The sequence below is a fragment of the Bartonella numerosa genome (assembly GCF_037070845.1).
GTDB lineage: Bacteria > Pseudomonadota > Alphaproteobacteria > Rhizobiales > Rhizobiaceae > Bartonella.
The window spans coordinates 35,466-58,980 of record NZ_JAYMZI010000005.1 but is presented as its reverse complement, the minus strand read 5'-3'; the positions used below and the strand labels follow the sequence as shown (position 1 = coordinate 58,980).

General features: G+C 40.2%; 22 protein-coding genes. 11 read left to right on the top strand and 11 right to left on the bottom strand.

Annotated features, from left to right (window positions below):
- Nucleotides 1-5: 5 nt before the first annotated feature.
- Genes metG through WCP75_RS03195 form a run of 3 tightly spaced genes read left to right on the top strand, consistent with a single transcriptional unit; the run spans nucleotide 6 to nucleotide 3,150 of the window.
- A complete protein-coding gene (gene metG / locus WCP75_RS03205; protein WP_336276809.1) occupies nucleotides 6-1,565 on the top strand; it encodes a methionine--tRNA ligase in 1,560 nt (519 codons plus the stop codon).
- A complete protein-coding gene (locus WCP75_RS03200; RefSeq protein WP_336276808.1) occupies nucleotides 1,555-2,328 on the top strand; it encodes a TatD family hydrolase in 774 nt (257 codons plus the stop codon). The genes metG and WCP75_RS03200 overlap by 11 nt, the downstream gene beginning before the upstream one ends.
- Before the next feature lie 9 nt (nucleotides 2,329-2,337).
- A complete protein-coding gene (locus tag WCP75_RS03195; RefSeq protein WP_336276807.1) occupies nucleotides 2,338-3,150 on the top strand; it encodes an MBL fold metallo-hydrolase in 813 nt (270 codons plus the stop codon).
- A gap of 414 nt (nucleotides 3,151-3,564) precedes the next feature.
- Here the strand turns inward: WCP75_RS03195 and WCP75_RS03190 are convergent, their stop codons facing one another.
- The 3 genes from WCP75_RS03190 to pcsA are packed head-to-tail and all read right to left on the bottom strand — an operon-like array spanning nucleotide 3,565 to nucleotide 5,833.
- Nucleotides 3,565-3,993, bottom strand: coding sequence for a DUF6163 family protein (locus WCP75_RS03190; protein WP_336276806.1), 429 nt, complete (start codon nucleotides 3,991-3,993; stop codon nucleotides 3,565-3,567).
- A complete protein-coding gene (locus WCP75_RS03185) occupies nucleotides 3,990-5,036 on the bottom strand; it encodes an enoyl-CoA hydratase/isomerase family protein (RefSeq protein WP_336276805.1) in 1,047 nt (348 codons plus the stop codon). Before WCP75_RS03185 ends, WCP75_RS03190 begins: the two co-directional genes overlap by 4 nt.
- 26 nt (nucleotides 5,037-5,062) lie before the next feature.
- Nucleotides 5,063-5,833: a phosphatidylcholine synthase gene (pcsA, locus tag WCP75_RS03180; RefSeq protein ID WP_336276804.1), complete on the bottom strand. Its 771-nt coding sequence runs from the start codon at nucleotides 5,831-5,833 to the stop codon at nucleotides 5,063-5,065.
- A 211-nt stretch (nucleotides 5,834-6,044) separates the two neighbouring features.
- Between pcsA and WCP75_RS03175 the strand changes: the two genes are divergently transcribed.
- From WCP75_RS03175 to WCP75_RS03155, 5 genes are all read left to right on the top strand, one after another.
- A complete protein-coding gene (locus tag WCP75_RS03175; RefSeq protein ID WP_336276803.1) occupies nucleotides 6,045-7,295 on the top strand; it encodes a UbiH/UbiF family hydroxylase in 1,251 nt (416 codons plus the stop codon).
- Nucleotides 7,282-7,755 carry an NUDIX hydrolase gene (locus tag WCP75_RS03170; RefSeq protein WP_336276802.1) on the top strand — a complete coding sequence of 158 codons (474 nt, stop codon included), beginning with the start codon at nucleotides 7,282-7,284 and terminating at the stop codon, nucleotides 7,753-7,755. The genes WCP75_RS03175 and WCP75_RS03170 overlap by 14 nt, the downstream gene beginning before the upstream one ends.
- 160 nt (nucleotides 7,756-7,915) lie before the next feature.
- Nucleotides 7,916-8,260, top strand: a complete 345-nt coding sequence (locus tag WCP75_RS03165; protein WP_336276801.1) for a hypothetical protein — start codon at nucleotides 7,916-7,918, stop codon at nucleotides 8,258-8,260.
- Nucleotides 8,253-8,558, top strand: coding sequence for a hypothetical protein (locus tag WCP75_RS03160; RefSeq protein ID WP_336276800.1), 306 nt, complete (start codon nucleotides 8,253-8,255; stop codon nucleotides 8,556-8,558). Before WCP75_RS03165 ends, WCP75_RS03160 begins: the two co-directional genes overlap by 8 nt.
- Nucleotides 8,559-8,914: 356 nt before the next feature.
- The gene (locus tag WCP75_RS03155; RefSeq protein ID WP_336276799.1) at nucleotides 8,915-9,427 is read left to right on the top strand and encodes a superoxide dismutase family protein; all 513 of its coding nucleotides are present in this window, start codon (nucleotides 8,915-8,917) and stop codon (nucleotides 9,425-9,427) included.
- Nucleotides 9,428-9,857: 430 nt separating this feature from the next.
- Here WCP75_RS03155 and WCP75_RS03150 read toward each other — a convergent pair whose 3' ends face one another.
- From WCP75_RS03150 to WCP75_RS03125, 6 genes are all read right to left on the bottom strand, one after another.
- Nucleotides 9,858-10,259, bottom strand: a complete 402-nt coding sequence (locus tag WCP75_RS03150) for an SUF system Fe-S cluster assembly protein (RefSeq protein WP_336276798.1) — start codon at nucleotides 10,257-10,259, stop codon at nucleotides 9,858-9,860.
- Nucleotides 10,252-11,496, bottom strand: coding sequence for a cysteine desulfurase (locus tag WCP75_RS03145; RefSeq protein WP_336276797.1), 1,245 nt, complete (start codon nucleotides 11,494-11,496; stop codon nucleotides 10,252-10,254). The genes WCP75_RS03150 and WCP75_RS03145 overlap by 8 nt, the downstream gene beginning before the upstream one ends.
- A gap of 8 nt (nucleotides 11,497-11,504) precedes the next feature.
- The gene (sufD, locus tag WCP75_RS03140) at nucleotides 11,505-12,770 is read right to left on the bottom strand and encodes a Fe-S cluster assembly protein SufD (RefSeq protein ID WP_336276796.1); all 1,266 of its coding nucleotides are present in this window, start codon (nucleotides 12,768-12,770) and stop codon (nucleotides 11,505-11,507) included.
- 11 nt (nucleotides 12,771-12,781) lie between these two features.
- Entirely contained in the window at nucleotides 12,782-13,537 is a 756-nt protein-coding gene (gene sufC / locus WCP75_RS03135; RefSeq protein WP_336276795.1) for a Fe-S cluster assembly ATPase SufC, read from the bottom strand.
- A 50-nt stretch (nucleotides 13,538-13,587) separates the two neighbouring features.
- Nucleotides 13,588-15,099, bottom strand: coding sequence for a Fe-S cluster assembly protein SufB (sufB, locus tag WCP75_RS03130; RefSeq protein WP_336276826.1), 1,512 nt, complete (start codon nucleotides 15,097-15,099; stop codon nucleotides 13,588-13,590).
- Between the two features lie 148 nt (nucleotides 15,100-15,247).
- Entirely contained in the window at nucleotides 15,248-16,408 is a 1,161-nt protein-coding gene (locus WCP75_RS03125; RefSeq protein WP_336276794.1) for a cysteine desulfurase family protein, read from the bottom strand.
- 179 nt (nucleotides 16,409-16,587) lie between these two features.
- Between WCP75_RS03125 and WCP75_RS03120 the strand changes: the two genes are divergently transcribed.
- The 3 genes from WCP75_RS03120 to WCP75_RS03110 all read left to right on the top strand — a co-directional run bounded on the left by WCP75_RS03120 (nucleotide 16,588) and on the right by WCP75_RS03110 (nucleotide 19,474).
- Complete coding sequence (locus WCP75_RS03120) at nucleotides 16,588-17,268, top strand: alpha/beta hydrolase (RefSeq protein WP_336276793.1); 681 nt, start codon at nucleotides 16,588-16,590, stop codon at nucleotides 17,266-17,268.
- Between the two features lie 252 nt (nucleotides 17,269-17,520).
- Nucleotides 17,521-18,774 (top strand): tyrosine--tRNA ligase, encoded by a 1,254-nt coding sequence (tyrS, locus tag WCP75_RS03115; protein WP_336276792.1) that lies wholly within the window; start codon nucleotides 17,521-17,523, stop codon nucleotides 18,772-18,774.
- Nucleotides 18,775-18,994: 220 nt separating this feature from the next.
- Nucleotides 18,995-19,474, top strand: coding sequence for a peroxiredoxin (locus tag WCP75_RS03110; RefSeq protein ID WP_336276791.1), 480 nt, complete (start codon nucleotides 18,995-18,997; stop codon nucleotides 19,472-19,474).
- 119 nt (nucleotides 19,475-19,593) lie between these two features.
- On the opposite strand, the gene prfB is transcribed toward WCP75_RS03110, so the two are convergent.
- A protein-coding gene (prfB, locus tag WCP75_RS03105) for a peptide chain release factor 2 (RefSeq protein ID WP_336276790.1) occupies nucleotides 19,594-20,722 on the bottom strand; the annotation gives its coding sequence in 2 pieces (ribosomal slippage) (nucleotides 19,594-20,652 and nucleotides 20,654-20,722; 1,128 coding nt in all).
- Between the two features lie 216 nt (nucleotides 20,723-20,938).
- Complete coding sequence (locus tag WCP75_RS03100; RefSeq protein ID WP_336276825.1) at nucleotides 20,939-23,404, bottom strand: penicillin-binding protein 1A; 2,466 nt, start codon at nucleotides 23,402-23,404, stop codon at nucleotides 20,939-20,941.
- Nucleotides 23,405-23,515 lie beyond the last annotated feature (111 nt).

Below are 23,515 nucleotides of genomic sequence, written 5' to 3'. Positions count from 1 at the left end.
ATGACATGCGCGACACCTACTACATAACAACTCCAATTTTCTATCCTAATGGTACTCCACATATTGGGCATGCCTATACCGCAATTGCAAGCGATAGCTTAGCACGGTTTCATAGGCTGGACGGAAGAGATGTATTTTTTCTGTCTGGTACAGATGAGCACGGTCTAAAAATGCAACAAACAGCGGAATCGTTGAGCATGACGCCTAAACAGCTCGCAGACCGTAACAGTGATGCGTTTCGGAGAATGCTCTCGGTATTAAATTGCTCTAATAATGATTTTATTCGTACGACAGAGGATAGACATCACCAAGCTTGCCAGATAATTTGGAAAAAGATGGAAGCTAGTGGTGATATTTATCTTGGCCGTTACAGTGGTTGGTACTCAGTTCGTCAGGAAGCATATTACGAAGAAAAGGACACTGAAATTGGAGAGGACGGAATCCGCCGCGAAAAAGAATTGAACTCTCCGGTTGAATGGAATGAAGAGGAAAGTTATTTCTTCAGACTGTCCCGTTACGGAGAATCTCTCCTTGAATATTATAACCGGAACCCTGATTCTATCGCTCCTATTGAACGGCGTAATGAAATTGTCAGATTCATAAAATCAGGACTAAAGGATATTTCTATTTCACGAACAAGTTTTAATTGGGGTATTCGCGTCCCAGGAAATCCAAAGCATGTGATGTATGTGTGGGTTGATGCACTCACTAATTACCTTTCAGCGATTGATTTTTTTGATAAAGATTCAAAAAACCGCGTTTTTTGGCCTGCAAATGTCCATATCATTGGTAAAGATATTACTCGTTTTCATGCGATATACTGGCCAGCATTTTTAATGTCTGCAGGAATTGAGTTGCCTAAACGTATTTTTTCCCATGGTTTTCTGCTTAATCGTGGTAGCAAAATGTCAAAGTCAATTGGAAATGTGATTAATCCTTTTGAAATGGTAGAACGCTATGGAATCGATCAGGTACGTTATTTTCTTCTTCGTGAGATACCATTTGGACAAGATGGTAGTTACAGCCATGACCAATTTGTAAATCGCATTAATGCAGATCTTGCAAATGACCTTGGAAATTTGGTGCAACGATCCTTGTCTATGGTCGCTAAAAACTGCAACGCGAAAGTTCCGGTACCGTCTGCATTATTAATTCAAGATGAAAAGCTTTTAGAGCAGTCCCTTCACGCGCTTGAAAATATGCGCAAAGCTATGTCCTCTCAGAAAATGCATTTGGCGCTTTCAGCTATTTTTTTGCTTGTGGCAGATACCAACCGTTATTTTGCTAACGAACAACCTTGGAGTTTGCGTAAAAGTAATCAAGAAAGATTTTCTACAGTCCTTTATGTAACAGTAGAAGTTTTGCGGCGAATAGGAATTATGTTGTTGCCTTTTATGCCACGATCAGCAGATAAGATCCTTAATAGTCTTGCAATTGCCAAAGAAGATCGGTTACTGAGTCGTATAACAGATTCAAAGATTAAAAAGGGCCTTGATCTTCCGCTTCCAGAACCAATTTTCCCTCGTTATCTTTCAGAAAAGGAGGGTGTTCCTCATGCTAATTGATACGCACTGTCACCTTGACTTCGAAAGCCTTTCGCAAGATTTTGATAACGTTGTTCAACGGGCCTTGGACGCTGACGTTAAACGTATGATAACAATTTCAACGCGCGTCAATGAGCTGGATAAAATTCTTGAAATTACACAAAAACACGACCACATATTCTGCTCCGTCGGAACTCATCCAAACCATGCTTACGAAGAACAAAATATCAAAGCTGAAGACCTTATTCGTCTATCAAAGCACCCCAAAGTCGTCGCATTTGGCGAAACAGGACTTGACTACCACTATAATGATTCTTCACCAGAAGAACAACAAAGAGCCTTTCGAGAACATATAATTGCGTCTCGAGAAACACAGTTGCCCATTGTCATTCATTCACGCAATGCCGATTCAGATATGGAAAAAATATTACGCGAACAGATAAAAGAGGGCTCTTTCCCGTTTGTCTTTCATTGTTATTCATCTGGAATGCAGCTTGCACATACGGGAATTGAACTCGGTGGCTACATATCTTTTTCAGGCATTCTTACTTTTAAAAATGCGCTTGAAACTCGTGAAATAGCAAAAATTGTACCCTACAAGCAATTATTGGTCGAAACAGATTCACCATTTTTAGCGCCTGTTCCCTACAGAGGAAAAACAAATGAGCCGTCTTTCGTGCGTTATACAGCGGCTGTTTTAGCTGAAGTTTCTGGTTTAGATATTGAAGAAATAGCTCAAATAACGACACAAAATGCTTTTCGTTTGTTCAATAAAATGAAGTAGGGTAGTGATATGTCTGATCGGTACCGGTTTACAATATTGGGTTGTGGTTCATCTCAAGGAGTTCCACGTCCCAACGGTGATTGGGGGTGCTGTGACCCGAGTAACCCAAAAAATAAACGTTATAGAAGTTCCTTATTGGTTGAGCGAATCGACGTATCAGGAAGAAAAACAGTGGTTGTTATTGATACTGGTCCAGATTTTCGATCGCAAATGATTGACGTTGGTGTAAATCATATTGACGCTGCTATTTATACACACCCTCACGCGGATCATGTGCATGGTATTGATGATTTACGCAGTTACGCGCTTGCACAAAAACGTTTAATAGATATTTACGCTGATACATCTACATTTAAGCATTTGAAGAATGCTTTTGGATACTGCTTTCAAACAGCAAAAGGTTCATCTTATCCCCCTATTTTACAGGAACATCTTATAAATGAAGAGAGCCTATTTATAGTTGAGGGGCAGGGTGGTGCAATAACCATCGGTGCACATTTACAATTTCATGGCTCTACGCATTCTTTAGGGTTTCGTATCGGGAATGTTGCTTACTGTACAGATGTTAGTAAATTTCCTGAAAAAACCTTACTAAAATTAATGAATCTAGATGTTTTAATTATTGAAGCTCTTCAGTTCGAGCCTCATCCAAGTCATCTTTCAGTAGATCAAGCATTGCAATGGATAGAATATTTAAAACCGAAGCGAGCTATATTGACACATATGGATAGATCCTTGGATTACGCTAAGGTAGAAAGTTATACTCCATCGCACGTCAAGCCTGCATATCAAGGTCTTATTTTTGACATAATTTTGTTATAAAAGTGACATATGCGGCATAAAAGTGACTAATAATCTGTAACGTGAATTTTTCGTGAAGTTCTGAAGTTTTGGTCTTCGGCTTATATCGTATTGTCGCATAATATATATTATGGAACTTTTTAATGTAGAAAGGACATATGCATGGTTGCAGCATCGATTTGGGGAGCGATTTCAACGTTATTATGGATATTCTCAACGAAGTACAATAGCATCTTTGATTTATGGTGGGTACCGTTTTATTGATCTTTATGACAGAACAAAGCCGAACTTCGAAAAAATCGCTTAATTTCAAAATTCGGTATAACTAGCTGTACAATCTTCCCGGAAAATCGATTATAGCCCTCTATAGTGCGTTTTTCCCTGGAGTTTTCCACGAAAGCAAGATCGGGTTTTGTGCAACAACTCGATCCTGCTTTATGATTCAGTAGCATTAACCGTATAGCATCTTTTAGAGAAAACTACTAAAATTTGCAATGCTATAAGAACCAAAAATAATATTCCATGAAATATTGGCATAACTGGTTGATAGACGACATCAGAACAAAAGGTTGTTATCACTTCAATGAGGACTGTTGTATACCACAAAACAATTCCCCATGGTGAATACATCCAAAGCCCAATTAACGCGACAGGATAAACTACAGCCAGTGTCGTCGATAGAAACTGCCATTGCCATGGCATCAAGTCAAAGCGCCACAGAGTTCCAGAGAAAACACCAACAAGACGTAACCAATAAACTGCACCCAAAATTAAGCAGACCAGCGCTAAAAACCGCAAGTAAAAATTATAAACTAACAGAAGTATATCGATCTTTGACATTCGTTCTTGAGAGTTATTTATCAAAGTAACAATTCCCGTTCAATAGGTTGAAAATAAGCATCGACCATTTCATCCGTTACACCTGAAAGACTGTCTGGACGCCATTTTGGTGTCTTATCTTTGTCGACTAGCATCGCACGCACACCCTCGCGAAAATCATGCGAATTGATCATGTGATATGCGATACGATTTTCAGTTTTTATACAATCTTCCAAAGTCTGAAACAAATTTTTCTTCATTTGTTTCCAGGTAATTTTTAAGCTTGTTGGGGAACGTGATTGGAAAGTGCTACAACATTCTCTAGCAAATAACAGCCCCTCGTTACCCTTTTCGCTGAGCAAAAAAAGGCATTCTTCTAGCGTATGTGCACCAAAACAAGTATCAATAACCTGGAAGATTTCATGATTTGTTTCATAATTTCTTGCAACCGCTCGCTCTTTTAAAACTAAAGTAGGATTTCCCTGTTCGATAATAGCTTTTCTAACAATCCCAAGTTCACTCTCTGGAACCGCGTGAGTTGCTAGGCCTAAATTTAAACAATCTCCCCATCTGATATACGCTCCTGTTAATGCAAGATAAATACCAAAATGATTGGGAAGACGCGGCATAAAAAAACCCGCACCAACATCTGGAAAAAATCCAATAGCAGTTTCTGGCATAGCAAAAAGCGTATTTTCTGTAACGATCCGATGTGAACCGTATACAGAAATACCCACTCCTCCTCCCATCCAAATGCCATCCAAAAAAGAAACACAAGGCTTCGAAAAATGCTTAATATAAACATTTAAGCTATATTCATCACTAAAATATTGGTGAGAAGCGACAGCCTCTCTCATGTGGTAAATTTCTACAACATCCCCACCTGCACAAAAGGCACGCCCCTCTCCTTCTATCAATACACAGACTACATCGTCATCCTCTTCCCACGCCCTAAAAGCCTCCTTAAGAGAAAGAACCATCCTATGACTAAGAGCATTTAACGAAGAAGGACGTGTAAGCTTTATGACGCCAACACACCCCTCTCTCGTGAAAGAAATATCGTCACCCGCTCCAAAATCAATCCGCATTACCCACCTTTCTCAAAGCATTTATTTCATGACTTTTTTCGTCTACCTAATTGAGGAAATAACTGCATGATAGCACCGATGCAATACATGTAAACACCCGTCACCGAAATTCCTATTTTAACCCAGTATGGTGCATTAAGTTGGTAAAAAAATGCTGCCGTACCAAAAAGACACCACAAGAGAAAAATCGAAAAATTAAGCTTACGTAAACGCACAACTCTTACTGGGTGGATAAAATAAATTGGCAAAAAGGACGTAATCGCTGATAATGTGATAATGGTCAAGACCATCCATTTTTCTGGTTTTACTACAAAAAGCATGAAGATTATCATGTTCCAAACTACGGGAAAGCCTTTAAAAAAATTTTCTTTTGTTTTCATTCCAGTATCTGCGTAATAAATAGCTGATGAAATAACAATGATGGCACTCAGAAAAAACGACAATCCTGAATCCATAAAACCGCTTTGATAAAGTGCAAAAGCTGGAATTAGCACGTAAGTGACGTAATCGATAATATTATCCAACAACTCTCCAGACCACGCTGGAAGGACGTATTTTACATCAAGCTTGCGCGCAATGGGTCCATCAATACCATCTACAATAAGTGCAAGCCCAAGCCAAAAGAACATAGCAGTCCACTCTTTTTCAGACGCAGATATGAGAGAAAGAAACGCTAAAAATGAACCGGAAGCTGTCAGTAAGTGGACAGAAAAAGCTTTTGCTTGCGGCATTGTTACTTTTTTCTGACGTAACAAGTCAGCTTTTGTTTTAATTTTTTTTGCCAATTTACGTTTCAAAGTTTTTTATCCTTGGTCCCAAAAGTCTTTATTCACTTCACGATACGCTACCGTTTTTTCATAGTACACCTTAGTAAAAAACACAAAAAGACTACTTTGTTTATAGCGCGCCACCCATTAAATAGTGTAGTAGAAGGAATTTACACAAGAAAAATAGTTATTCGCTTAGAAACACTATGATGGTCGAAAAAACAGAAAGGCTCAGCTTGTTGTGACATTTGCAGAAAATAAATTCAAGGATGTTTCTGTCATTGGTGCAGGTCCGGTTGGCATGTTGGCGGCACTTAGTCTGGCACACAATGGATTCTCCGTTTTTCTTATTGGTCCGCCCACTCGCACGGACGAACTACGGACGACAGCTCTTATGATGTCAGCGATTCGCATGCTCAAAGACGTACATGTTTGGGACAGTCTCAAGCATCATGCTGCAGCTTTATCTTTTATAAAAATCATCGATATTACATCTAGGATTGCTCGCGCTCCCACGGTAAATTTTTGCTCTTCTGAAATTGGAGAAGAAGCCTTCGGCTACAATATACCTAACGTACAATTAAACAAAGCTCTCTCCAATTCTGTTGCGAATACACCAAATATTACAAGACTTTTTTCTCCGGCAACAAATTTCCAGCATCGAGAGGATAGTGTATGTATTTCCCTTGAAGATGGAAAAATCGTTCAGTCCCCACTCATTGTTGCTGCTGATGGACAGCGTTCCTTGGCGCGCGAAGCCGCTGGTATAGGTATAAAAAAATGGAATTACCCTCAAACAGCGTTAGTTTTGAACTTTTCGCATGATTTTTCCCATCAAAACACATCTATCGAGTTTCATACGGAAGACGGTCCGTTCACGCAAGTTCCACTCAGAGGACATAGATCTAGCCTTGTGTGGGTTGTTTCCCATTCTCGAGCTGACGAACTCTTGGGTATGGAACAAAAAGAAATCGCAGAAGTAATTGAAGAGAAGATGCAGTCAGTCCTCGGAAGAATAACGATAGAAACGTCAATTCAAGCATGGCCCCTCTCAGGATTACTTCCCCGTCACTTCGCCGCTAACCGAACAATTTTAGTAGGTGAAGCAGCTCATGTTCTACCTCCTATTGGAGCTCAGGGATTGAATTTGGGTTTTAGTGACATTCGGACTTTGATCGATGTTCTGCATAACAAAATATCGGAAATTAATTTCGAAGAAGTCGTTACGCATTATAACCGATATCGGAAACCCGACGTATTTATTCGGAGTGGATCCGTCCATATGCTCAACCGCGCCCTACTTTCCAGCGTATTACCTGTTCATATCATGCGCAGTATTGGGCTTGGGCTGTTGCGTCATCATTCACCATTACGGAGCTTTTGTATGCGAGAAGGTATTTCTCCTGGTTATGGATTGAAAAAAATTACACGAATATCCCCAATCAATCGTTTTAAAAAATATATCGATGTGATGAAAAATGGACGGCACTGATGTAGCTAACAATAAGCGTATTTTACTAGCTAATGGATGTTTTTTGCAAGTCGGTACGTTAATTTATCGCATGAGAAATAAAAATTTAGAGTTTCTGCTCATTACCAGCAGGAAATCTGGCCGGTGGATCATACCAAAGGGATGGCCAATTCCAAAAAAATCTCTTTCTCAGGCAGCGTTACAAGAAGCTTATGAAGAAGCGGGGATGCGGGGCGCTATTAAAATGTTTCCTATAGGCACGTATGAATACGAGAAATTGGATTTTTCATCAGAAAAAAACAAAAAATTTTGTGTTTATGTTTTTTCTATGCTTTATTTGCGTCAAGAACAAAAATGGCCTGAACAAGGCCAGCGTGCGTATGAATGGGTCACGCCATCAGAAGCTGCGAGGCGTGTACGCGAGCTGCAGCTTAAAAAATTGCTCTTACGCTATAAACACATGATAAATGATATGAAATAAGCACGCCGCAGTAGAGTTTCTCCGTAGGTCATTTTAATAACCAAAGAATAAGCATAAGCATTAAAAATAAAATAATTTTTGGAACTTGTGATAAATACAAAAGTTAACTCAGCGTACGAGATAAACTTTTTAAAACATCTTCTAAAAAGATGGTGGTAAGATGAGAATAAAAAACAATTTGATATTAAGTGCTTTTCTTATAATGATTTTACCTATCTCATCTACAGCTAGTTATTCGATGAGTAACATTTTCCGCAATCCCCCTTTCCTGACCTCTAAGCATATTTTTACCAAAGATGGTAGTAAATCAGGAAAAAATTCATTCACCTCTTCGCAAGTAAAAAATCACCTTATGCAAAATGGCTTTAAAGATATCAAACGATTGCGTTTGGATGATAAAGGGATTTGGCGTGCTTTGGTAGAATTTGAAAAGCGTCATGTTCTCATATCAGTCGATTATTCTGGAGCGATTCATGTACAAGATGGAAGATATAAGTATGACTAATTTTAAGGTCTACGAAAATATTGATTCAAGCAAATACAAAAGAACTTTTTTAAAAAAAATCCTTCAATCCATTAAAGAACTTGCACTTGTTGGCGGTTTAAATGGCAGCATATCAGGGGCAATTGCGGCAATCCTCGCAGCTCATGGTTATGTCGCCCTTCCAGGATTTGGCCCAATTATAACAATGGGTATAGAAATAGCATTGTTCACTGGCACAGTGATTGGTGCGCTAGTGGGATTGATAATGGGCATTTTTATTGGAACAATTTGCATTTTTATGAGCAGCTTATACATATGATGAATATACTGCTCGTAAATATTGTGTAAAATGCGTAATAATCTAAAAAATTATGTGCCATCATCACCAGTATCTGCGCCATAAGCAAACATATTAATTAAATTATCAATATTTATTATCTGATTTTTTCTTCACCATAAAAAAGTCTATTTCTTTAGAGATCGTCCTCCCGAGAAATGTGTGAAAAATTCGCTAGTTTTGCGAAGTAACTTTCTCCGAAAGTATGAGAATCAGGGCTTTTCTTTTTTATAAAGAGTTTATTCTAGATATAAACAGAGTGCGAATGTTTATGCGTAAATATGAGCTTATGCTGCGTAGTCTGGCGTTTGTTAATTGAGTATAATTGAGGTGTTATTGTGAATAAATTTATTTTTCCATTGTTGACTTCGGCTGCGCTTTTAACTTGCAATGGTACTGTTTTTGCAACGTCAACTGAAGTGCAAATTTACAAATTAGAGGAAAAAGATACCAAAACTCCCGTAGGCATAATAAAAATTGAAGAAAATGCACATGGTTTAATTTTTATACCAGATTTGTCGATGCTTCCAAGCGGTTTACATGGATTTCATGTACACGAAAATCCTTCGTGTGGAGAAAAAAACGGTGTAGTTGGTGCTGCTGCAGGGGGGCATTATGACCCACTAAACACCAACAAGCATCTTGGACCTTATAACATTAGTGGTCACCTTGGTGATTTGCCTGCACTTTATGTTGATCAAAAAGGAAAAGCGACAATGAGCGTTCTTGCACCACGAATCAAAAAGATTTCTGAAATTCAGGGACACTCATTGATGATTCATGCAGAAGGAGACAATTATTCAGATAAGCCAGGCGGCATGCGCTTAGCATGTGGAATTATTGAAGGTTGAATCTGAAAAACTGTAGTAGAACTCGGTTTTTGAGCGGTGCGCCACCTCCCCTAAATTTTGTCTGCATGGTTTTTTAAGGAATTGTCCTCCGCCGCGCGTTTTATGGTGTTTGTGACATTTTGAAATAAATATCGGCGGAGACCTCCCCGGATTCCGCTGTTCTTTTTGAATATATTGTTTTCTTGTCATCTCAAATGTATCTGTTGGCTGGGTGCAAGTGTCTTTTCTAGGTGTAATCCTTTTAATTTCCACCTTCGCACTGAGGCGTTTGCGAGAAACCGTGAACACTGTACTGCGCCGCGCGCCGCTTTGTGCAACAAGAGACCGGTTGTAGGAATCAGTTTTCTGGATAACGAAGGTTGTGTTTTTATTTTCAATAGAAGGAGCTGATGGCGCTCTTCCCATGAACGAGGAAGATCATCCTAAATACTCAATACCATCCAACAGCAACCTGCGCTTCTTCTGACATACAATCAGGCGTCCACGGTGGATCGAATGTCATGATGACCTCAACGCGCAGTACACCCTCAACTGTACTCACGGCATTTTCCACCCAACCCGGCATTTGTCCCGCAACCGGGCATCCTGGTGCTGTGAGTGTCATTTCAATTTTTACAGACCGATCATCTTCAATATCAATACGATAAATTAATCCCAATTCATAAATATCCGCAGGAATTTCTGGATCGTAAACCGTTTTGAGAGCAGCAATAATATCATCTGTTATACGTTCAATCTCAAACTCTGGAATCGCTGATACGCATGACCCCTCTTCTTTGCAATCTGCCTCAGAAAATTCAGTAGAATCACATGCATCAACCAATTTAGCCATTAAAAAATACCCTCGCCTTTTCCAACGCTTCTGCTAGTTGGTCAATATCTTCATAATTATTATACATGGCTAACGACGCACGACAAATGGACGTCAAACCAAAATGCTGCAACAAAGGCTGTGCGCAATGTGTTCCCGCACGTATAGCGACACCTTGTCGATCAATAAACATAGCAACATCATGTGCATGAATTCCTCCGATTTCGAAAGATACAATAGCACCTTTACAGGAAGAACGACCATAAATACGCAATGACTTAACGGACTCAAGTCTTTCATGGGCATAAATCAAAAGATCCGCTTCGTGCGCGTGAATAGCATTTTTATCTTTTTTTTGTACATAATCAATAGCAGCCGCCAAACCAACTGCTTCGGTTATAGGAGGAGTACCTGCTTCGAAGCGAGATGGAGGGGCATTATAAGAAACCCCCTCAGTAGTTACATCCTCAATCATTTCTCCTCCCCCTTGAAAAGGGTGCATTTCCTCCAAGCGGTGTTCCTTTCCATAAAGTACGCCGATACCCGTTGGTCCGTAAAATTTATGACCGGTAAAAACATACCAGTCGCAACCAATATCTTGTACATCGACCGTCAAGTGTACAGCCCCCTGTGAACCATCGACAAGAACTGGAATGGCGTTTTGGTGGGCCAATCTAATGATCTCTTTGATAGGAGGCACGGTTCCCAATACATTGGACATATGAGTAACAGAAACAAGTTTTGTTTTTTTACTCAGAGCTTTTTGGAAATCTTCAATGTGTAAATTACCATCTTTATCAACTGGAACGAAAACAAGCCTCACACCTTTTTGTTCACGGATGAAATGCCAAGGAACAATATTTGAATGATGTTCCATAACGGTTAGAATAATTTCATCGCCTTCATTTAATCTAAACATACCCCAGCCATACGCAACAGCATTAATAGCTTCTGTTGCACTTTTTGTGAAAACAACCTCTCTTGCAGTTTGAGCATTTAAAAAAACACGAACTTTCTCACGGGCATCTTCATAAGATTGTGTAGCTGCATTGGACAAAAAATGTATCCCCCGATGGACATTTGCATAACGACATCTACAAAAATCATTCATTGCATCAAGGACAAATTGCGGCTTCTGAGCAGATGCACCACTATCAAGATAAGCCAACCTTTTACCATAAACGTTACATTGTAAAATGGGAAAATCACGGCGAATCGCCTCTACATCATAATTCGGTGCCGATACATTATCTTCCATTTTTTTCCTTAAATATTGTCTTTTAGCCACTGAACGATAATCTCATTGAGAGTAGTTCGGATCTCATCCTGTTTTATATCGTCAATCAATTCTGAAACGAATCCTCTAATTAAAAGTTCTCGAGCAATTTTAGAAGGAATACCGCGTGCCATGAGATAAAAAAGCTGATCACGATCAATTTTAGCAACAGTTGCACCATGACCGCATGTAACATCATCGGCAAATATCTCCAACTCAGGCTTTGCATCATATTCTGCATCGTCTGAAAGGATGAGGCTATTGCATGCCATGCGTGCATCTGTCTTTTGAGCTTCTCTTGCCACACGTATCATCCCTTGAAAAACACCATGCGCTTTACCTGTAACAATATTGCGGACAATTTCCGTTGAAGTTGATTTTTCTGCAACATGACGGACTGTCATCGTAAGGTCGCTATGTGTTTTTTCAGACAGCAAATTGATTGCTCGTAATTGAAAATTGGCATCTTCTAGCAACTCAATATCAATTTCCTGACGATTGAGCTGGCTGCCTATATTAATCACATAAAGTGACAATTGAGCATTTTTTCCAAGTTCGGCACGTAATCGACTCAATTGGGTGGAATTTATTCCGCGATCTCTAATAAGAAACCATGTTACTTTTCCATGATCTGCGACATGCAACGAAGCTATTGAGCTGACGAAAGTATCTTCATCATTGCCGATTTGGCGCTCAACAATAATAGCCTGACTATTTCTTTCTATTTTTATTTCCGAAAAAATGTGCGATTGTCCACCTTTTTGGATGTTTTGTAACTCTACAGGAAAATCTAGTTTTATATTTTCAGGGATGCGCAGAAGCCAACCATCTGTAAAAAATGCTGTATTCAACTGTCCAATAAAATCTTCTGCGGCAGTAACTGGAGCGATCTGCACAAGACTTTTTGCCAATGCATCTACGAGGCGCTCTGCCGAGATATTTGATTTTTCTGGTTGCACAAGCGCTTTACCGTTTTCAATAGAAAAGACAACACTTTCCGGAAGTAAGGCATCAACCAATTGAACATCATTCATCTTTGAAAAATTGCTAACAATTTTCAATAAAACACGCAGATTAGTATAATGCCAATTTTCTATTTTACGCGTAGGAAGCTGTACTTTTTGAAATAATCTGACAGCTTCTCTGCGTATCGCACGCACCCCCTCATCTCCAGGTAAATAATCAATACACCGATTAAAATTGTCTACTATATCGGCTTCAACCTCTGTCAATCCCCGTTGTGAACTCACGCGCATATCAAATGACCTCAAGCCGCTTCACCGATAATATCAGCGTACCCATTCTGTTCTAAGTAAAGCGCTAACGACTTATCACCACTCTTGATGATGCGACCTTTATGAAGAACGTGCACTGTGTCAGGAATGATATAATCAAGCAGACGTTGATAGTGCGTTATAAGCAAAAATGAACGTTCTAAATCGCGGAGTTTGTTAACACCATTTGCTACGATTTTCAACGCATCGATATCCAAACCAGAGTCTGTCTCATCCAAAACACAAAGCTTCGGCTCTAGCAAAGCCATTTGAAGAATTTCAGCTCGTTTTTTTTCTCCGCCTGAAAACCCAACATTTAGGGGACGTTTGAGCATGGACATATCTATATCAAGTTTGGAAGAAATTTCTTTAACACGCTTGATGAATTCAGGGGTTTTAAGTTCTTCATCACCGCGTGCTTTACGTTGAGAGTTTATTGCAACTTTCAAAAATTCCATTGTTGCAACACCAGGGATTTCCATTGGATACTGAAACGCGAGAAAGACCCCAAACGCAGCACGCTCGGCTGGGTCCATTTCCAAGAGCGACTGTTTATTAAAAAGAATATCACCTTCTGTTACTTCATAATCATCACGACCAGCAAGCAAATAAGACAAAGTAGATTTCCCGGCTCCGTTTTGCCCCATAATGGCAGAAACCTCACCGTCTTGAATAGTTAAATTCAAACCACGAATGATTTCTGTATCAGTTTCAGAAATGCGGGCATGCAAATTTTTTATCTCTAACATAACATAATCCTATCCCTGCAACTCATCCTCAGCACACTCTTAATGAACGCTTAACCAACACTGCCCTCAAGGCTAATACCGATGAGCTTTTGCGCCTCAATAGCGAACTCCATTGGAAGTTTTTGAATAACTTCTTTTACAAAACCGTTTACGATTAATGCAATAGCTTCTTCCTCAGGAATTCCTCGTTGCATAACGTAGAAAAGCTGGTCATCAGATATTTTTGATGTCGTTGCTTCATGTTCGAATTGAGCCGTTGCATTTTTTGCTTCAATGTAAGGAACCGTATGAGCACCACAGTCATTACCAATTAATAAACTATCACACTGCGTAAAATTTCGCGCGTTTTTTGCTTTCCGGTATGCGGCAACCTGTCCACGGTAAGTGTTATTCGAAAAGCCCGCAGAAATGCCCTTGGAAATAATACGGCTTGAAGTATTTTTCCCTAAATGTATCATCTTAGTACCAGAATCAATCTGCTGATGGCCGTTTGCAACGGCGATGGAGTAAAATTCTCCGCGAGCGTTATCACCCCGTAGCAGGCAAGATGGGTATTTCCATGTAATCGCAGAACCAGTTTCAATCTGCGTCCATGAAATTTTGGAATTGTCACCTCGACAATCTCCCCGCTTTGTTACAAAATTATAGATACCGCCCTTACCTTCTTTGTCACCAGGGTACCAGTTTTGTACAGTAGAATACTTAATCTCTGAATTTTTTAACGCAACAAGCTCGACAACAGCAGCATGAAGTTGATTTTCATCGCGTTGGGGTGCTGTACAGCCCTCAAGATAGGAGACATAGGAATCCTCGTCTGCAATGATTAGCGTTCGCTCGAACTGGCCCGTATTACGCTCATTTATCCTGAAATAAGTAGAAAGCTCCATGGGACAACGAACACCCTTAGGAACATAAACAAAAGAACCATCTGTGAAAACAGCAGCATTCAAAGCAGCATAATAATTATCGCTAATCGGTACAACTGTACCCAAATATTCTTTGACAAGAGTTGGATGCTGAATGATCGCCTCTGAAATAGAACAAAAAATGACACCAGCACGTGCCAATTCTTCCTTAAATGTTGTAACGACAGAAACGGAATCAAAGACAGCATCGACAGCAACTTTCCCTGAAGCATAAACACTATCATCAATATCGGAAGGATCCCCCTGTTTTCTTACACCCGCCAAAATTTCTTGTTCTTTGAGAGGAATTCCAAGTTTTTCATAAGTCGCCAGAAGCTCGGGGTCCACTTCACTCAAGGACCGTGGTCCCGTATGATTTTTAGGAGCAGCGTAATAATAAAGTTCCTGAAAATTAATTTTCGGATATCGAATGCGAGCCCAACTTGGCTCTTCCATCGCTAGCCAACGATGAAAGGCTTGTGAACGCCAATTCAGCATCCACTCAGGTTCATGTTTTTTACCAGAAATGAATCGAATAATATCTTCATTCAACCCCTTAGGAGCTTTGTCTGTTGCAATATTGGTTTCAAAACCATATTTGTATCGATCAACATCTATCTCACGTACCTGGCGTATAGTTTCTTGCACTGCCGGCATTGCTATCTCCATTCTTCCCGGCATCAAGAACCGGTGATCGAAAATCTTGTTTCCATAAGCTTGAAACGAGAAACTTGCCTCTCAGACTATACACAAAGCAGAGAATTTTCAATCAAGCTTATTTTATTTTTTTAAAACAATTCTAGAATCACTGAGACGGATTATTTTTTCCACCATTATCTATGATTTTAGAAAAAGCTAATAAAAAGTCATCAATGTCCTCGGAGGTTGTGTCGCTTCCTATTGAGACGCGGATTGCGCCGTCCGGAGTTTCGTATCCCATGGCTTCCAGAACTCTGCTCCGTTTCACTTTTCCTGAAGAGCAAGCGGAACCCGCTGACACAGAAAATCCTGCCAAATCAAAGCCAATCTGCATAGTCTCTGCTTTCACATCGCGCACAGAAAAATAGGTTGTATTAGGTAACCGTTTGGACTTTTTTCCAAAAATTTCAACGTCGTTACTGATTTTTTGTAACCCATTTTCTAATTTATCGCGTAGGTAAATTAATTGTTCGATTTCTCTTTGAGTAGAGCAATCTACTATCGCTTCTCCAAAAGCTGCAATAAGAGGCAAAGCTTCCGTTCCACCGCGCAATCCCTTTTCTTGCCCTCCTCCAGTAATAAGGGGGCTAGGCATCAAAAGGTTCCCACGCGAAATAAAAGCACCGATTCCTTTAGGACCTCCGATTTTATGAGCAGACAGTATAAAAAAATCTCCTCCCATTTGACTGATATCAATAAAATTTTTATCTACATACTGCGTCAAATCGACCACTAGAACACCTCCAAGGTTGCCTACAATGAAGGCTATTTCTTTTATTTTTTGAATAACGCCAGTTTCACCATTTGCAGCCTGAATGGCAACAAGAGGAAGACCCTTTGTATTGTCATGGGCAGTTAAGAGAGAAGTTAAGTCATCTTGTTGTATCAAGCCATGCTTATCGACAGCGATCACACTGATTAATTCTTTTGGAAAACGTCCCCCTTCTGCAACGCATGGGTGTTCAGTTGCTCCGATATAAAGGTGAGAAAATTTTACTTTAGAGCTACCCATATTATAAAAAGGCGTTAACAATGTCATTGCTGCTTCACTCGCACCAGATGTGAATACAATATAATCCGGATTTATATTGACTCTACTTGCAATCTGTCGGCGCGCTTTTTGCAATAAAGCCTTAGCAGCTCGTCCTTCTGTATGTACAGACGACGGATTCCCAAATATTTCTAAGGATTTTAATAAAGCCGCCCGCGCTGCTTTTTTAAGCGGTGTCGTAGCATTATGATCAAAATATCGGCGTTTTACAACCATTTTACAGTCTAATTATTAACATGGGTTGGATTAAAAAAATAGCGCAATTTTCTTGAAAAATGCACCAAAAACAGAATATCTAAAGTTCACTAAAATGAAATGATCATGTAAACTGCGAGAACTACAGCAGAAACAGACCAAGGTCAACGAGAGCCTTCATAGCATCTAAGGAATATTTAATGCCAGAAATTATTTTTAACGGTCCTGCAGGTCGTCTCGAGGGGCGTTATCAGCCTTCGCAACAAAAAAATGCACCAATTGCGATTATCCTGCACCCACATCCCCAATTCGGTGGAACGATGAATAATAAAATTGTCTACGATTTATTTTATATGTTTCAACAACGCGGCTTTACCACGTTACGTTTCAATTTTCGTGGTATTGGTCGTAGTCAAGGTGAGTTTGATTACGGAATAGGAGAGCTTTCGGACGCCGCTTCCGCGCTAGATTGGATACAAGCGCAGCATCCCGATTCAAAAAATTGTTGGGTAGCGGGGTATTCGTTTGGTTCTTGGATTGGCATGCAGCTTCTTATGCGCAGACCAGAAATTGAAGGCTTCATATCGGTCGCTCCTCAACCTAATATCTACGATTTTTCATTTCTCGCTCCCTGTCCTTCTTCCGGACTTATCATTCACGGTGATATCGATAAGGTAGCTCCGCCTAAAGATGTTCAGGGTTTAGTGGACAAATTAAAAACACAAAAAGGCATCATCATCACGCAAGAAATACTAGAAGGCGCCAATCACTTTTTCAGCGGGCGTAATGAGGAGCTCATCGAGCGGTGTGCGCGGTATCTCGACAGCCATATGACCGGGGAGGTGCCCGTCCTTCCGCACGCGCCCCCCCTTCTCGCCTGAGCCTAAAAGTGTCAAGATCCCGCAAAGGTTTGGCTTGTTCTCCGGCGGTCTGTGTGTTTGGGACGGAGGCGCTTTTTTTACACAAATGGCGATCGCTTCATTATCAATGGTAGACCAAACACCACGAAATAGTGCTTGTGCTGCTTTTTCTTCTAATGTTTTTCGTTAACTTGTGGGCTACACGCTATTTATGTTAGGGGTAGCGTACAATTACCCATCGTCCAACAACAACTTGATCAGGAAATAGAATCCGTGCATGCTTTTAAATCCGATTTTTTAAACATTATGAGCGAACGTGGTTTCATTCACCAAATTTCAGATGAAAAGGGGTTGGATGACCTTTTTGCGCAAGAAATGGTAACTGCCTACATTGGCTTTGATCCCACAGCATCAAGTTTACATGCTGGAAGTCTCATCCAAATTATGATGCTTTACTGGTTACAAAAAACAGGACACCGCCCTATCGCTTTAATAGGTGGAGGAACCGGCATGATTGGTGATCCTTCCTTTAAAGATGAAGCTCGGCGTCTTTTGACGCAGGACGATATTGCTAAAAACATCGCCGGTATTAAAAAAGTATTTGCCAGTTATTTAACATTTGGCGACAAAGAGAACGACGCATGCATTATCAACAATGCTGAATGGTTATGTAATTTAAATTATTTAGGGTTTCTACGGGATGTAGGAAGACATTTTTCCGTCAACCGTATGTTATCATTCGACTCTGTTAAACTTAGACTTGAACGTGAACATTCTTTGTCATTTCTTGAGTTTAATTATATGATCCTGCAAGCTTATGATTTTGTTGAACTTCATGACCGGTACGGGGTACGCGTTCAAATGGGTGGGTCCGATCAATGGGGAAACATTATTAACGGAATCGAATTAGGACACCGCTTAGGGGCGTCACAACTATACGCGTTAACTTCACCGTTGCTGACAACATCTTCTGGTATAAAAATGGGAAAATCATTAAACGGCGCAGTGTGGCTTAATGCAGATGTATTCTCACCTTACCAATTTTGGCAATATTGGCGCAATACAGAAGATTCTGATGTTGCACGATTTTTAAAGCTTTACACAACATTGCCAATAAGTGAAATTACTAAGCTTTCCGCATTACACGGCGCTGAAATTAATGAAGCGAAGAAAATTCTTGCAACGGAAGTTACAGCCATGTTGCACGGACGTAGCCTTGCGGATGCAGCGGCAGAAACTGCTCGTAAAACATTTGAAGAGAAAACTCTTGGAGAAAGTCTTCCAACTATTGAAATTGATACCATAAAATTAGAAAAAGGCTTAGGATTACTGTCTCTTCTGGTGCAAACAGGATTAGCCAAATCTAATAGCGAAGCGCGCAGACATATCCAAGGTAGAGGTGTTCGTGTAAACGATCAAGTCATTCAGGACGAAACGCATTTTATTAACGAAAGAGATGCCGACACAGCAGGAACAATCAAGCTTTCTTTAGGTAAAAAAAAGCACGCTTTAATTAAAATCTTATAATTTATTTATAATCTTTATCTCATTTCATAATTTTTCTTCCATTGAAAACGGGGGCCGTATATTAGCTACATAGCTCGATTTCTTCGATTCTCATGCGTGCACTGATGTTTTCTATTGGATAAAATTCTTTAAGCTAATTATAGTTTGGTAGTTGAAACAGCGTTTTTTCTATGTATCCTAATAAAATAGAAGACACTCGAGAGAAAAGAGAGATAAATAAATGACGATGATAATGAAAGGTGCCATTGCCCCTGACTTTGATCTGCCGCGCGATGGTGGAGAGAGATTGACACTTTCTGATCTCAGAGGAAAAATTGTCGTCCTGTATTTTTATCCAAAAGACGACACAAGTGGGTGTACAAGTGAAGCGCTTGACTTTACGCGGCTGAAAGAAAAATTCGACAAAATTGGAGCCGTTATTGTTGGCGTATCTCCAGATAGTGTCAGTAAACACGACAAGTTCAAAACAAAACATGAGCTTGACATTATCCTCGTTTCAGACGAAGAAAAGAAGACGCTTTCTAATTACGGCGTTTGGGTAGAAAAAAGCATGTATGGGCGCAAATATATGGGCGTCGAACGAAGCACGTTTCTCATTGATACAACTGGGAAGATAGCAGAAGAATGGCGTAAGGTTAGCGTATCCGGGCACGCAGAAAGTGTCTTATCCGCTGCCGAACTTTTGCATAATAGTGTATAACTCCAGTCGGTTAATCACATAATGAAGACAACCCCCCCTTCGACTAGCCAATGAGCAGACCGAATATCAGAAAAACAGACACTATGCTTATAGAAAAAGTCATCGCGTGTAACGTGTAGCTAGCCAATATCTTCAAGTTTTTGGGCTTTTCCGTGGATACGTCTAGCGAGCGACGCCTCTATGAATTCATCTAAACTTCCATTGAGAACGGATTGTGGATCCGTATTTTCAACACCCGTACGCAAATCTTTAACAAGTTGGTAAGGTTGAAGAACATAAGATCTAATCTGATGTCCCCATCCAATTTCTGTTTTAGAAGATTCAATGGCATCCGTCTCTTCTTCTCTTTTCTTGAGCTCTTCTTCATAAAGCCTAGCACGCAACATAGACCATGCAGTCGCTCGATTTTTGTGTTGAGAACGTTCTGTTTGGCATTGAACTACAATCCCTGTTTTTATATGCGTGATTCGCACCGCTGAGTCTGTTGTATTAACATGCTGTCCTCCAGCCCCTGATGCACGATAAGTATCAATACGAACATCTGAATCTGAGACATCCACTTCAATATCGTCATCAATGACTGGATAAACCCAAACACTCGCGAAAGAAGTATGGCGCTTTGCATTAGAATCATACGGAGAAATACGCACTAGACGATGGACTCCTGATTCTGTTTTCAATAAACCGTAAGCATTATATCCCTTTATAAGAACAGTAGCTGACTTTATTCCAGCTTCTTCTCCGTCGTGAATTTCTAACACTTCAACCTTCATTTCATGCTGCTCGGCCCATCGCGTATACATGCGCAAAAGCATGGAAGCCCAATCTTGGCTCTCTGTGCCACCTGCACCAGCATGCACTTCCAAATAAGTATCATTCGAATCCGCTTCCCCTGACAAAAGCACATCAATCTGCTTTTTATCTATATCAGCTTTGAGACCGCGTATTGTATTTTCTGCATCAGCGATAACTTCTATATTACTTTCTTCTTCGCCCATCATCATCAATTCAATAGACTCCTCGAGCGTCTTCGTAAATGATTGAATATCATTTACCGAATCCTCAAGAATCTGGCGCTCCTTCATCATATTCTGTGCTTGTCTAGGATCGTCCCAAAGAGCGGGATCTTCTACTTTTTGATTAAGATATCCAAGACGTTTTAGTGATTGATCCCAGTCAAAGATGCCTCCTTAACAAGCCTATCGCTTGTTGGATTTCGTCAATCAGAGTCTCGATTTCTGCGCGCATGATTTAATGCCTCAATTGTTAATTTTAAATTTTAACTGTTAACTTTAATTTGTTGTTTTAATTAAATACTTTATATCAACACAACAGCACATAATAGCGTGCGCCGTAGTTTCTTAAAGCACACTCCGTTATATGTATTACAAGGGTACATACATTACAAAAGAAAGTTGATTTTTTTGTACCCATTTGACTACATTGCAAAAAAGTATCCACTGATCAGTACAACCCGCCGGTTCCACTTTCAAGGGCTTTATTAACTTGAGGAGAAATAGTGGTTGAAGGGAGACCTTCTTGAAAAAAATTACTGCCATCAATGACTTGATATATATCAGCGGGCCCAGTTCCTGGTTTAAACGCCTCTATGATAACATTGGGATCCCCTGCTTCAGCGAGCATACCTGTCCTACGATTAATTGGCATTAAAATCATACCCTCCGGCATCTTAAATGGAAGATTTGGTTTGTTTTTCAGAGCAGCTTTCATAAACTCACCAAAAATAGGAGCCGCCAATGAACTCCCTGTTCCATACCCTAACGGAGCCGGCCGATCATAACCAATGAAAATTCCAACAACAAGATCAGGAGTAAACCCCATAAACCACACATCCTTAGAATCATTCGTTGTTCCTGTTTTAGCTGCAATATGTCGCTTAAGATAATGTAAATGCGCAGCTGTTCCACGTTGAACGGCTCCCTCCATCATTGAGGTTATCTGATAAGCTGTCATAGGATCAAGAATTTGGTCTCGTTCATCAATCAATGTTGGCTCCTTTTGATTGTTCCATGACTCAACATTACAGTTTGCACACAAACGCTCATCATGGCGATAAATGGTTTTTCCATAACGATCTTGAATTCTATCAATAAGCGATGGTTTGATAGAGCGCCCTCCGTTGGCAATTACTGAATAAGCTGTAACCATCCGTAAAACTGTTGTTTCTGCAGCGCCTAGAGCCATAGGAAGATAAGGACGCAGTCTATCAACAATGCCAAAACGCTCCGCATATTCAGCAACAAGAGGCATTCCCATATCATGAGCAAGCCGTATGGTCATAAGGTTACGAGAATATTCAATTCCATAACGTAGCGTTGAGGGCCCTGCAAATGTACCGCCATAATTTTTGGGTTGCCAAATTTCGCCATTCATCTGGCGAACCTCAACGGGACCATCCAAAATGACAGATGCAGGTGTATACCCATTATCGAGTGCTGCTGCATATACAAAAGGCTTGAAAGCAGAACCAGGCTGGCGATAAGCTTGTGTCGCGCGATTAAATTCAGAATTAGAAAATGAAAAGCCTCCTATCATCGCAAGAACGCGCCCCGTACGGGGTTCCATTGCAATGAGCGCACCTTCAACCTTAGGGATTTGTTGCAGGCGATAAGCATGCCCTGTGTTGGATACTTTTTCGACAAAAACAACATCTCCAACCCGCAAAACATGAGATAAGTTTTCAGAAATTTTCTGGTCTTCATTCTCATGAGCAGATTTTAGTGCCCATTTTGAATCGTCCTCGGACAAAACAGCAATTTCCCGTTTTTTTGATAACAATCCTGAGGATTCATACTGCGGTTGTAAGCCAATTTCTATTTTGTTTGCACTAACCGAAAGAACAACCGCCAACCGCCACTCTGGAACATCATTTAATCCTGGAATATTTGCAAGTGCTAAACCCCAATCACCTTTTTTATCTATATGTTTATAGGCTCCACGCCATCCTTGTGAATGATCAAATTTAACTAACCCCTTTTGCAAGGCACGTCGCGCAATAAACTGTAGATGGGGATCAAGTGTTGTGCGAACTGAAAGCCCACCTTCATAAAGTGTTTTAGCTCCATAATCCCGTATTAAATTACGACGTATTTCTTCAACGAAATAATCAGCGGTAAAAACATGATTATCACCGTCACGTATGGATACTCCTAAGGGCTTTTCTTTAGCTTTTTTACCTTGCTCAAACGTCACGTATCCATTTTTAATCATCCGATCTATAACCCAATTGCGTCGATCGATAGCACGCTTTGTGTGCCTAAACGGATCGTAATTTGCTGGTCCCTTTGGAAGAGCAGCCAAATAAGCGCACTGTTCTAGGGTAAGATCACTAACGGACCTATTAAAATAGACCAAAGAAGCCGCCGCAATGCCATAAGCACCACGACCAAGGTAAATTTCATTGAGATAAAGTTCGAGAATATGATCTTTCGAATAAGTTTTCTCAATTCGCATTGCCAAAATAGCTTCTTTAAACTTACGCTCAAACGTTGCGTCTGAATTTAAAAGAAAATTTTTGGCAACTTGCTGTGTAATGGTTGACGCTCCTTCTGGACGTTTGCCGGAACCAACGTTGCGAATATTATTTATCAAAGCTCTAGAAAGTCCCTCAGGATCCAAACCAAAATGGCTATAAAAATTTTTATCCTCAGCAGAAATAAAAGCTTCTTTAAGAAGCTTTGGCACAGATTGGATTGGCAAATAAAGACGATATTTTGTTGCAAATTCTGCTATGAGACTGCCGTCAGCAGCGTGGACACGACTCATCACAGGCGGTTCGTACAACGAAAGAACTTCATAATCAGGAAGCGCACTCGCCTGAGCGCTTGTTACTATTCCGAACTGCACCGAAGCCCCTAAAAGCCCAATGATAACAACAGATTCAAGAAAATATCTAAAAAAGTCCTTAATCAAAATGGATATCGCTTTCTTCAAAATCAGCCAAAAGAAACATACTACCTCACGTAAAAATAAGATATAATCACCCTTAAACCAACATAAAAACTAAAATTATTTCTTATT

What these genes read in the sequence shown, in the direction of transcription:
- WCP75_RS03170 (WP_336276802.1), top strand. Translation starts at nt 7,282, where the DNA reads ATGGACGGCACTGATGTAGCTAACAATAAGCGTATTTTACTAGCTAAT.
- WCP75_RS03125 (WP_336276794.1), bottom strand. Translation starts at nt 16,408, where the DNA reads ATGGTTGTAAAACGCCGATATTTTGATCATAATGCTACGACACCGCTT.
- sufC (WP_336276795.1), bottom strand. Translation starts at nt 13,537, where the DNA reads ATGTTAGAGATAAAAAATTTGCATGCCCGCATTTCTGAAACTGATACA.
- WCP75_RS03195 (WP_336276807.1), top strand. Translation starts at nt 2,338, where the DNA reads ATGTCTGATCGGTACCGGTTTACAATATTGGGTTGTGGTTCATCTCAA.
- WCP75_RS03145 (WP_336276797.1), bottom strand. Translation starts at nt 11,496, where the DNA reads ATGGAAGATAATGTATCGGCACCGAATTATGATGTAGAGGCGATTCGC.
- WCP75_RS03150 (WP_336276798.1), bottom strand. Translation starts at nt 10,259, where the DNA reads ATGGCTAAATTGGTTGATGCATGTGATTCTACTGAATTTTCTGAGGCA.
- sufB (WP_336276826.1), bottom strand. Translation starts at nt 15,099, where the DNA reads ATGCCGGCAGTGCAAGAAACTATACGCCAGGTACGTGAGATAGATGTT.
- WCP75_RS03185 (WP_336276805.1), bottom strand. Translation starts at nt 5,036, where the DNA reads ATGCGGATTGATTTTGGAGCGGGTGACGATATTTCTTTCACGAGAGAG.
- metG (WP_336276809.1), top strand. Translation starts at nt 6, where the DNA reads ATGCGCGACACCTACTACATAACAACTCCAATTTTCTATCCTAATGGT.
- WCP75_RS03160 (WP_336276800.1), top strand. Translation starts at nt 8,253, where the DNA reads ATGACTAATTTTAAGGTCTACGAAAATATTGATTCAAGCAAATACAAA.
- WCP75_RS03110 (WP_336276791.1), top strand. Translation starts at nt 18,995, where the DNA reads ATGACGATGATAATGAAAGGTGCCATTGCCCCTGACTTTGATCTGCCG.
- sufD (WP_336276796.1), bottom strand. Translation starts at nt 12,770, where the DNA reads ATGCGCGTGAGTTCACAACGGGGATTGACAGAGGTTGAAGCCGATATA.
- WCP75_RS03200 (WP_336276808.1), top strand. Translation starts at nt 1,555, where the DNA reads ATGCTAATTGATACGCACTGTCACCTTGACTTCGAAAGCCTTTCGCAA.
- WCP75_RS03120 (WP_336276793.1), top strand. Translation starts at nt 16,588, where the DNA reads ATGCCAGAAATTATTTTTAACGGTCCTGCAGGTCGTCTCGAGGGGCGT.
- WCP75_RS03165 (WP_336276801.1), top strand. Translation starts at nt 7,916, where the DNA reads ATGAGAATAAAAAACAATTTGATATTAAGTGCTTTTCTTATAATGATT.